Source organism: Gelidibacter sp. (assembly GCF_053579655.1).
In genome coordinates this window covers 118,829-129,515 of record NZ_JBMDWE010000006.1, presented here as the reverse complement: position 1 = coordinate 129,515, position 10,687 = coordinate 118,829, and the positions used below count along the sequence as shown (strand labels likewise).

Below are 10,687 nucleotides of genomic sequence, written 5' to 3'. Positions count from 1 at the left end.
GCTTCAACTTCATTTTCGATTTCAATTTCATTTTCAACATCCCGCCTTCGCTAAAAAGCTTCGGACGGGCAAGCAGTTGGCAGTCACAGTTTTCCGTTTTCAGTATTCTGTATTCAGTTTTCAGATATTCTGATAGATTTCAGATATTCTGATAGAATTTGTCATTCCGACGCAGGAGGAATCACATTTTTCAGTCCTCCCGCCTTCGCGAAAAAGGTTCAGACGGGCGAGCAGCTTCAACTTCATTTTCGATTTCAATTTCATTTTCAACATCCCGCCTTCGCTAAGGCTACGGACGGGAAGGCATTTGGCAGTATTGTTGCTTTATGAATGAACCTCGGCAAATTTTTAAGTCTGGATGAAACCTCTCTATACAACGGTGAACTCTACACGGTCCTGACCAATAAAGAAGCCAACGGAAAGAAAGGCAGCATAGTAGCTATCATCAAAGGCACAAAAGCGCTGGATGTGATCGATGTCCTTAAGAAAATCCCCGTGGGAATGCGAAATATGGTCAAGGAGGTTACTGAGGATATGGCCGGGAGCATGAACTTGGTCGCTAAAGAATGTTTCCCCAGAACAGTAATAGTGACCGACAGGTTCCATGTTCAGAAACTCACCTAAGAAGCCGTACAGGAAGAACGTATCCCACTGAGATGGGAAATCATAGAAGAGGAAAACAGAAACACCCAAAAGGAGCTTCCTCTTTGATGCTTAGATAAAGGCAGGATAAAGGCAGGATAAAGGCACGTTAATGCCATAGATATTAAATGTAATTTGTGGCTTATAAAGAAGCCTATCAACGCCTATAAATTCTTCCTCTATAGACTGACTAAATTGAATGCGTAATTTGTGCTCCTCCCCAACAATATTCCTTGATCCGAGAATTCTAGTTTGCGCTTTTGTTTTTAAATAAGCACATCAAAAAACTCCTTCCCTTTCGAAGGGAAGGTGGATTTAAGCTCAGGATAGAGCTTAAAGACGGAAGGGTTAAATCCCATTTCCGATTTCTATTTCAGCTTCTATTTCAACTTCTATTTCAACTTCAACTTCAACTTCAACTTCAACATCCCACCTTCGCAAAAGCTACGGACGGGCAAGCAACTTCATTTTCAACTTCAACTTCAACTTCAATTTCAACTTCAATGGAAAAAATGAACCCCCGGTAATCAGCCGAGGGTTCTTTCATCAATCAAAAAACGAACAGCTTTAGCACCCACGTAAGTGGGTATCTCTCCGAAGAGAGTCAACCGTTTGTTGCTTACAAATTCCTCCCTAAGTTTCGGGAATTAAGGCCGTTATTCCAAAATGATCATTTATAATTTGGCACTTTAAATTTGGAATTTAAACCTACCCAAGGTAGGTTTTTAATATTTTGCTTCGTGAGGTATGTTTCAACCTACGAATTGCTTTTTCTTTAATTTGACGGACACGTTCACGCGTTAAATCAAACGTTTCTCCAATCTCTTCCAAGGTCATTGGGTGCTGATCTCCTAAGCCAAAATACAAACGAATCACATCCGCTTCACGAGGGGTTAAGGTCTCTAGGGCACGCTCAATTTCGGTACGTAAGGATTCATGCAACAAATCCCTGTCAGGATTTGGAGATTCTCCAGAACGCAATACGTCGTACAAGTTTGAATCTTCACCTTCAACCAACGGCGCATCCATGGATACGTGACGGCCAGAGTTTTTCATGGACTCTTTCACATCATTGATGGTCATGTCCAGTTCTTTGGCAATCTCCTCAGCACTTGGCGGACGCTCATGACTTTGCTCTAAAAAAGCAAAAGTCTTGTTGATTTTGTTGATCGAGCCAATTTTATTCAGAGGCAAACGGACAATACGGGATTGTTCAGCCAAAGCTTGTAAAATGGATTGACGAATCCACCATACCGCATAAGAAATAAATTTGAAACCACGTGTTTCATCAAAACGTTGTGCTGCTTTGATAAGGCCTAAATTACCTTCATTGATTAAATCGGGTAATGTCAAGCCTTGGTTTTGATATTGTTTTGCTACCGATACAACAAAACGTAGATTAGCCTTTGTTAATTTCTCTAAAGCCAGTTGATCGCCAGCTTTAATGCGTTGTGCCAATTCTACTTCTTCGTCAGCAGTAATTAAGTCAACTTTTCCAATTTCTTGAAGATACTTGTCTAGCGAAGCTGTTTCCCTATTGGTAACTTGCTTCGTAATTTTGAGTTGTCTCATTTAAATGTGTCTCTCTTATTTATAATAGTGAATAATCCTTTCGTAAGTAGTTATACGTAGAAGAGTACACAAATGTTACAAGAAATTCAAAATTAATTATTTATTATCATTAATGTCCGATTAAAATTTACGCGACTTACTAAAAGATAGGTATATAAAGGTTTTCAACGTTACCAGTCATAGGAGCCTTCATTGTTAAATTTCTCTGAAAAGTTTTAAACTAAAACAATTGAGGCTGATTTAAAATTTTAATTACCATGTTATCAATCTTTTACGGAACGAGTCTTTGTTCTTTGTTCTAGTAGCGAAGCGGTCTTAATTCTTTTCTCAAACAATAGTGATGTATTATATTTTAATCAGTTTTTTATCTGATAAGTTGATGGCTTCCAACATCTCATTTGTGAACTTGTAATGCCCGCGTGTCGTAATTATTTTAAAACGGGAAGAGGTCATTGTACTGAGGGTCTTCAGGAATAACCATTTTGATTGTAATAAGCGGGTTTCATCCGATTTCAAACTGAGTTCAAAATAATGTTTCCTGCCTTCCTTTTCCGCGACAATGTCTGGTGTCACTTCAATCTCACTACCTCTTTTGAGATAGGATTTTGGGGTTTCATAACCTTCCGCGTCTGCTTGAATATTTTCAAACCCAATTTTCTTTAAGTAAGCTAAAGAATTACTTAAAATCTCCGAATACTTCTTTTTATCTGTATAAATCATAACCTATAATCTAATAAAATAAATGACAATTACAAGTTTTTGCAAGCCTTTAACTTTTTAGTTAGGTTACAGTATAGCTATTTCAGGACGGGTCAAGGACGAGTCATAGCTATTTCAGGACGAGTCATTCGCCATAGATACTCCATGGATACGCCATGGATACTCCATGGATAGTGTATGGATAGGTTATGAGAAACTCCAGTCCGCCTAAACCAATTTACATAAAAAAAACCTCTCAGGTTTTTAAAACCTGAGAGGTTTGGGTAGATTTAAAAAGATAATGGAAAATTAATCTTCCTTTTATCTTCTCTTTAAATTCGGAAGAAGAATGTTCAATAAGCTCTATTAAGAAGAATTAGAAGATCACAACTGGGTAAGGCTTTGCAAATTGATTTTACTCTCAGAAAAGCGTATAAAAAAACCTGACAGGTTTTTAAAACCTGTCAGGTTTGGATAAATTATAAGGATAAAATAAAATTAATCTTCCTTTTTATCTTCTCTAGGTTTACGGTCATCACGACGATCATCGCGACGGCTGTTGTCACGAGAACCTCCACGGCTATCACGAGAGCCACCACGGCTATCACGTCCACCATTTCTGTCTCTATCATTAGACTCTCTTGGCGGTCTTGCTACATAACCTTCTGGTTTTTCTAACAAAGCCTTGCGAGATACTTTTTCTTTACGCGTTTTAGGATCTACTCCGAAGTATTTCACTTCAAAAACATCGCCCATATTAACAACGTCAGAAACATTTTCTGTGCGTTCCCATGCCAATTCACTGACGTGTAATAATACTTCGTTTCCTGGGGCATCTGCATATTCTACAACCGCTCCAAAATCTAACATTTTAATGACTTTCACGATGTAAGATCCACCAACGGTTGGTTTGAACAATAACGAATCGATTTTAGTCAATACCGCATCAATACCTTCTTGATTGGTACCTAAAATTTCCACAATACCTTCTTCAGTAATAGGATCTTCGTTGATAACAATCGTAGTTTTGGTTGCTTTCTGTAACTCTTGAATCACTTTTCCACCTGGTCCAATCAATGCACCAATGAATTCGTTAGGAATCACACGGGTAATCATTTTTGGAGCATGAGCTTTCACATCTGCATTTGGAGTTGCGATAGTCTCAATCAGTTTACCAAGGATGTGTAAACGGCCTTCACGAGCTTGTTTTAGTGCATTCACTAAAATTTCATAAGACAATCCTTTAACCTTAATATCCATTTGACAGGCAGTAATTCCGTCAGCCGTACCAGTTACTTTAAAGTCCATATCACCTAAGTGATCTTCGTCTCCTAAAATATCAGATAATACAGCATATTTTCCTGATTCAGCATCAGAAATTAATCCCATGGCGATTCCAGAAACTGGTTTTTTCAATTGAACACCAGCGTCCATCAATGCCATTGTAGCTGAACATACGGTAGCCATTGAAGACGATCCGTTTGATTCTAATACCTCAGAAACAACTCGCACTGTATAAGGACAATCCGCAGGAATCATGTTTTTCAAAGCACGTTGTGCCAAGTTACCATGACCTACTTCACGACGAGAGGTACCACGAATTGGTCTCGCTTCACCAGTTGAAAAAGGAGGGAAGTTATAGTGTAAATAGAAACGCTCTTCACCTTCAAAGGATGGCATGTCTATTTGGTTGGCTTCTCTTGAAGTTCCTAAAGTTACCGTCGCTAAAGCTTGCGTTTCGCCACGTGTAAAAATAGAAGAACCGTGCGTAGAAGGTAAATAGTCGATTTCACACCAGATTGGTCTGATTTCGTCCGTTTTTCTACCGTCCAAACGTAAACCTTCATTAAGGGTTAAGTCTCTAACGGCATCCTTTTCGGCTTGGTAATAGTATTTTGAAACCATTCCGCCATATTCTGCCAATTCTTCTTCAGTAAAACTAGCTTTAACTTCTTCTTTGATGGCATCAAAAGCAGCAGTTCTATCATGTTTTGCAGAAGCAGCACGGGCAACAGCGTATACTTTATCGTAAGTTAATGCTCTTACTTTTTTCTCTAGGTCCTCATTGGTAGGCTCAGGCTCATATTCACGAGTTGGTTTTTTGCCAAAGGCTTCTGCCAAACGAATTTGAGCTTCACATTGGATTTTAATCGCGTCGTGAGCAAATTTGATGGCTTCTGTCATTTCTTCTTCAGAAATTTCATGCATTTCACCTTCAACCATCATTACAGAATCCACTGAAGCGCCAACCATGATATCAAGATCAGATTCTAGCAATTGTGCTCTGGTTGGGTTGATGATAAACTCACCATTAACACGACCTACACGAGCTTCTGAAATGGCACACTCAAAAGGAAAGTCAGATAACTGGATTGCAGCAGATGCGGCCAAACCAGCCATGGCATCTGGCATTACGTTTTCGTCATGAGACATTAACTGAATCATAACCTGAGTTTCTGCGTGATAATCAGCAGGGAATAAGGGGCGTAAAACACGGTCCACCAAACGCATCACTAAAACTTCACCGTCACTTGGTCTGGCTTCTCTTTTGAAGAAACCACCTGGATAACGTCCAGAAGCAGCAAATTTCTCGCGATAATCTACTGTTAATGGTAAAAAGTCGACATCACTTTGTTTGTAATTGGATACCACCGTACATAATAACATACAGTTGCCTGATTGCACAACAACCGAACCATGAGCTTGCTTAGCTAATTTTCCGGTCTCGATGGAGATTGTACGTCCATCACCAAGGTCAATGACCTCTCTAAAAACTTTTGGAATCATAAATTTCTTAATTCTAAATTAAACAATGGTCGTTGCGTTGTTGTTGTGTAGTGTTGTGTGTTGACCAATGAAAAACCTTTAGTCCCGGGCTTGCTCCGGGATCTCGCTGCTTCTACCTCGAATGTTTGACGCTTTCGATTGCGTTGATATTATTAGTGTTATTATTTGGGCGTTACCTAAAGGTCGGGCTTTCCGCTGTATCTTTTTTGTGAAAAACAAAAAAGGATGCCGCTTCAATCCCTAACGCAGAAGAAAACAAACGCAAACAAAAAACCACGCTGAAAGGCGTGGTCTTTGAAGTGATTATTTTCTTAATCCTAATTCTTTAATGATGGCACGATATCTTAAGATATCTTTTTTAATTAGATAGTCAAGCAATGCACGACGTTTACCAACTAACATTACCAATGAACGCTCAGTATTGAAATCTTTACGGTTTCTTTTCAAGTGCTCAGTTAAATGATTGATTCTGTAGGTAAACAAAGCAATTTGTCCTTCTGCTGAACCTGTGTCTTTTGCACCTTTACCGTGTTTTGTAAAAATGGCTTCTTTTTCTTTTTGATCTAAATACATGCTAATATTATTGTAAATGATTTTTATGTATTGATTCGGTTTTCGAACCAAGCTGCAAATATAGTAATTATTATAATAGGAATAATGCTCCAGTTAAGAATTCTGTGATAGTTTATTCGTAGGAAAATGGGTATAAATATTTGTTAATGGGTTAAGGTCATGCGCGATTCTCTGCTATTTTTGATTTCCACATATATATTAAACCTATGCCAACCTATTTAGTTAACATAAAAGATAAGCTCTTTGAAAACATCTTTGACAATGCGCCAAATGGTATAGCCATCATTGGCTTGGATTATAAATGGGTCAAGGTCAATCGCAGTCTGTTGGAGCTTTTGGGGTATTCGGAAGAGGAACTCTACACCATGAGTTTTCCTGAAATCACGCACAAAGATGATTTGGAAGTGGCCATGGCACAGAAGTTTCAGTTATTGGAACGCAATATTGCTAGGTATCAAATTAAAAAGCGCTATTTCCATAAAACTGGACGGATCATTTGGGTGTTGTCATCGGTTTCTTTGGAGTTTCATGAAGATGGTACGCCGCTTTATTTTATTTCGCAAGTGGTTGACATTTCTGAACATAAGGAATTGCTTTTGCAAATGAATTCCTTGGCCGAAATCGCGAAGAATCAAAATGAAAAACTTAAGGATTTTGCACATATTGCAACGCATGACATCCGCAGCCATCTTGGTAACTTAAACATGATTGCTGGGTTTATGGAAGAAGAACTCCATGGCATCAAAAATGACGAGAATTTTAAAATGCTTAAAGTAGCCTTAGCACAGCTCGATACTACGATTTCTAATCTCAATGAGGTCAGGAAAGATCAGTTCTCAGCTCAAGACAGCTTAACGGCATTAAATTTAAGCGATTTTGTGGCCAATAACATCTATAATATTAGTGCCATAGCCCGTCATGAGCGATGCGAAATCATTAATGCGGTTGATGAAAATCTTGAAGTTTTGGCTGTTCCTGTTTATCTAGATAGCGTTATTCTTAATCTTTTGACCAATGCCATCAAATACCGTTCTGAAAAACGTAGTGCTTTCGTCCAATTACGTACGATCGTTTCTGAGGATTATGTGATTTTGGAAGTTAGTGACAACGGACTTGGGATTGATCTGGACGCGCATAAGCATGATCTGTTTCAGTTTAAAAAGACCTTTCATCAGCGCGAAGACGCCATTGGTATTGGTCTGTTCATTACAAAAAACCATGTGGAAAGCATGGGAGGGAAGATAGAAGTTCAAAGTCAAGTGGATGTGGGATCCACTTTCCGTTTGTTTCTTCATAAAGCCTAAGGTCGATGGCCTTAATGAAAAATGCCACAAATAAACATCGTTTAGTTGTGGCAAATTAATTTATAAAGGTCTTTAATTTTAAACGCGCAAGGGCTGATTGGTAATCAAATCAATATAAAGATTGATCTTGTTTTTCAAATCCTTACGTTCTGTGATAAAATCTAAAAAGCCGTGTTCCAATAAAAATTCCGCAGTTTGGAAGTTTTCAGGTAATTCTTGTCCAGTTGTATCTCTAACCACTCGTGGTCCTGCAAATCCAATTAAGGCGCCAGGTTCACTGATGTTGATGTCGCCTAGCATTGCAAACGAAGCAGTTGTTCCACCTGTGGTTGGGTCGGTGCACAAAGAGATGTAAGGAATGTTTGCGTCTGCCAATTCCGCTAATTTAGCTGATGTTTTAGCCAATTGCATTAATGACAAAGCTGCTTCCTGCATTCGTGCGCCACCAGATTTTGAAATGATAAGAAATGGTAGTTTTTTCTTTAAGGCATATTCCCCGGCACGAGCAATTTTCTCTCCCACAACACTTCCCATCGATCCACCGATAAAAGCAAAATCCATACAAGCTACCACAAGATTTTTTCCTTTAGATTTTCCTACGGCACAGCGAACGGCATCTTTAAGTTTGGTTTTTTCTTCAGCAGCTTTCAAGCGATCTGGATATGGTTTAGTGTCTACAAATTTTAAAGGATCCTTGGACGCTAAATTAGCGTCGAGCTCCTTAAACTTATTGTCATCAAATAAAATTTGAAAATACTCCTTACTGCCAATCCTTACATGGTATCCATCTTCAGGGCTTACAAAAAAGTTTTTCTCCAGCTCTTCGGTATCGATAATTTTACCCGTTGGAGATTTGTACCACAAGCCTTTTGGCGTGTCCTTCTTTTCCTCTGTAGTAGTGGTAATTCCTTTTGTTTTTCTTTTAAACCAAGACATTATGATTTATGATTTTAGATTTATGATTGAAGGTTTTTGAATTTAAAAATCTCCATAAAAAGTTAGTTCTATAAATGCAAAGTTATAAAGTATTCACATTGTTTAAATCTTCAAACGCCTTTTTTAATCTTGCAACAAAGGTTTCTTCACCTTTTCTAAGCCATACACGAGGGTCGTAATATTTTTTGTTTGGCGAATCTGGGCCGTTTGGATTTCCAATTTGAGATTGTAAATAGGCATCGTTTTCTTTGAAGTAATCGCGAATACCGCTCATAAATGCATATTGCATGTCGGTATCAATATTCATTTTGATCACACCATACCCAATAGCTTCCCTGATTTCTTCAACGCTTGATCCTGATCCACCATGGAATACAAAATCAATATGATTATGTGGTAAATTGTGTTTTTTAGATAGGAATTCTTGAGAGTTCTTAAGAATTTTTGGCGTCAATTTGACGTTTCCTGGTTTGTAAACGCCATGAACGTTTCCAAAAGCAGCGGCAATCGTAAATTGGTCACTTATCTTGCTTAATTCCTCAAAAGCATAAGCAACCTCTTCCGGTTGTGTATATAATTTAGAAACATCAACATCCGAATTGTCAACACCATCTTCCTCACCACCAGTAATACCTAATTCAATTTCTAAGGTCATTCCCATTTTGCTCATACGCTTCAAATAGGTTTTACAGGTCTCGATATTCTCTTCCAAAGGTTCTTCAGAAAGATCGATCATATGAGAACTGTATAAAGGCTTTCCTGTTTCCTTAAAGTGCTGTTCACTGGCATCCAAAAGACCGTCAATCCAAGGCAATAATTTTTTTGCAGCATGGTCTGTATGCAAGATTACTGGAACACCATAGGCTTCAGCCAAAAGATGTACGTGTTTTGCACCTGCAACGGCACCTGCAATAGCCGCTTTTTGTCCTTCATTGCTCAAGCCTTTACCTGCATTAAAGATAGCACCGCCATTGGAAAACTGAATAATTACGGGCGCATTTAATGCAGCTGCAGTTTCTAAAACCCCATTAATGGTGTCTGATCCTATAACGTTAACGGCTGGTAAAGCGAATTGTTTCTCTTTTGCCAATTTAAAAATAGCCTGCACCTCTTTGCCGGTAGCAACGCCTGGCTTTATATTATGACTCATATTATTTTAATATTAATTTAGTTTCAAAAATAATGAAATTAAAACAAAGTCAAGGTTTTGGTGCCGTTGTTTTTATGAACAAGCGATGTTTTGATACCGAAAACCTTGTAGTTTGAGCTTACTTGTCAATTTTAAAATGAAACTGCATAGATGTATAATAATCCTAGTGATCAAACTTTCGAAATCGCCACTATTTTGATGTTTCATGAGATGAGTTTAGAGTCTAGAGTTTATTGTCTAGAAGCGAAATGTGGTATAAAACTGAAATCAAAAATGCACTAATCCTCATAAAACGACCGATTCAATACTTCAACATTCGTTATTCCGTATTCGTTATTCGACATTAAAAGTCCTCGTCTTTTTAAAATAATTTAGGAGTTATTTGTAATCTAATTCAATTTTAACTCGGTTACTGAACTTGTCGAAGTACCAACTTCATGAGCCTTGCGCACCTTGCGCTAAACTTAGCGCCCATTGTGGTTGGAGTAAATCAACGCTGTTTAAACGCAAAGACGCAAAGGGTTTTCGCGAAGGTCGCGATGAAAATAAAACCTAACGACATTGATGAAAAACAACCAATTAAATACTTCAACATTCGTTATTCCGTATTCGTTATTCGACATTAAAAGCCCTGGTTTATTTAAAATAACAATTAGGAGTTATTTGTAATCTAATTCAATTTTAACTCGGTTACTGAACTAGTCGAAGTTTCAGCCTCATTAACCTTGCGCACCTTGCGCTAAACTTTGCGCCCATTGCGGTTAAAATAAATCAACACTGTTTAAACGCAAAGAAGCAAAGGGTTTTCGCGAAGGTTGCAACGAAAATAAAACCTAATGACATTAATAATCTATACGCTAAAACTGAAATCAAAATGCACTATGCCCAATATTCTACCGCTTCAATACTTCATGATTCGTTATTCTGTATTCGTTATTCGACATTAAAAGTCCTCGTCTTTTTAAAATAATTTAGGAGTTATTTGTAATCTAATTCAATTTTAACTCGGTTACTGAACTAGTCG

General features: G+C 38.0%; 8 protein-coding genes. 2 read left to right on the top strand and 6 right to left on the bottom strand.

The window, feature by feature from the left end:
- Positions 1–330 precede the first annotated feature (330 nt).
- The gene (locus tag ACOH2D_RS05235; RefSeq protein WP_449534572.1) at positions 331–624 is read left to right on the top strand and encodes a transposase; all 294 of its coding nucleotides are present in this window, start codon (positions 331–333) and stop codon (positions 622–624) included.
- Between the two features lie 726 nt (positions 625–1,350).
- On the opposite strand, the gene ACOH2D_RS05230 is transcribed toward ACOH2D_RS05235, so the two are convergent.
- The 4 genes from ACOH2D_RS05230 to rpsO all read right to left on the bottom strand — a co-directional run bounded on the left by ACOH2D_RS05230 (position 1,351) and on the right by rpsO (position 6,273).
- Positions 1,351–2,214, bottom strand: coding sequence for a sigma-70 family RNA polymerase sigma factor (locus tag ACOH2D_RS05230; RefSeq protein WP_027124342.1), 864 nt, complete (start codon positions 2,212–2,214; stop codon positions 1,351–1,353).
- A 345-nt stretch (positions 2,215–2,559) separates the two neighbouring features.
- Entirely contained in the window at positions 2,560–2,934 is a 375-nt protein-coding gene (locus ACOH2D_RS05225; RefSeq protein ID WP_348036047.1) for a hypothetical protein, read from the bottom strand.
- A 477-nt stretch (positions 2,935–3,411) separates the two neighbouring features.
- The gene (locus tag ACOH2D_RS05220; protein ID WP_449534571.1) at positions 3,412–5,700 is read right to left on the bottom strand and encodes a polyribonucleotide nucleotidyltransferase; all 2,289 of its coding nucleotides are present in this window, start codon (positions 5,698–5,700) and stop codon (positions 3,412–3,414) included.
- Between the two features lie 303 nt (positions 5,701–6,003).
- Positions 6,004–6,273, bottom strand: coding sequence for a 30S ribosomal protein S15 (gene rpsO / locus ACOH2D_RS05215; RefSeq protein WP_348036049.1), 270 nt, complete (start codon positions 6,271–6,273; stop codon positions 6,004–6,006).
- Between the two features lie 206 nt (positions 6,274–6,479).
- Between rpsO and ACOH2D_RS05210 the strand changes: the two genes are divergently transcribed.
- Positions 6,480–7,577, top strand: coding sequence for a sensor histidine kinase (locus ACOH2D_RS05210; protein WP_449534570.1), 1,098 nt, complete (start codon positions 6,480–6,482; stop codon positions 7,575–7,577).
- A 78-nt stretch (positions 7,578–7,655) separates the two neighbouring features.
- Here the strand turns inward: ACOH2D_RS05210 and accD are convergent, their stop codons facing one another.
- Together accD and fbaA are read right to left on the bottom strand one after the other, a co-directional pair.
- Positions 7,656–8,513, bottom strand: coding sequence for an acetyl-CoA carboxylase, carboxyltransferase subunit beta (accD, locus tag ACOH2D_RS05205; protein WP_348038343.1), 858 nt, complete (start codon positions 8,511–8,513; stop codon positions 7,656–7,658).
- An 82-nt stretch (positions 8,514–8,595) separates the two neighbouring features.
- Positions 8,596–9,663: a class II fructose-bisphosphate aldolase gene (gene fbaA / locus ACOH2D_RS05200; RefSeq protein ID WP_348038338.1), complete on the bottom strand. Its 1,068-nt coding sequence runs from the start codon at positions 9,661–9,663 to the stop codon at positions 8,596–8,598.
- Positions 9,664–10,687 lie beyond the last annotated feature (1,024 nt).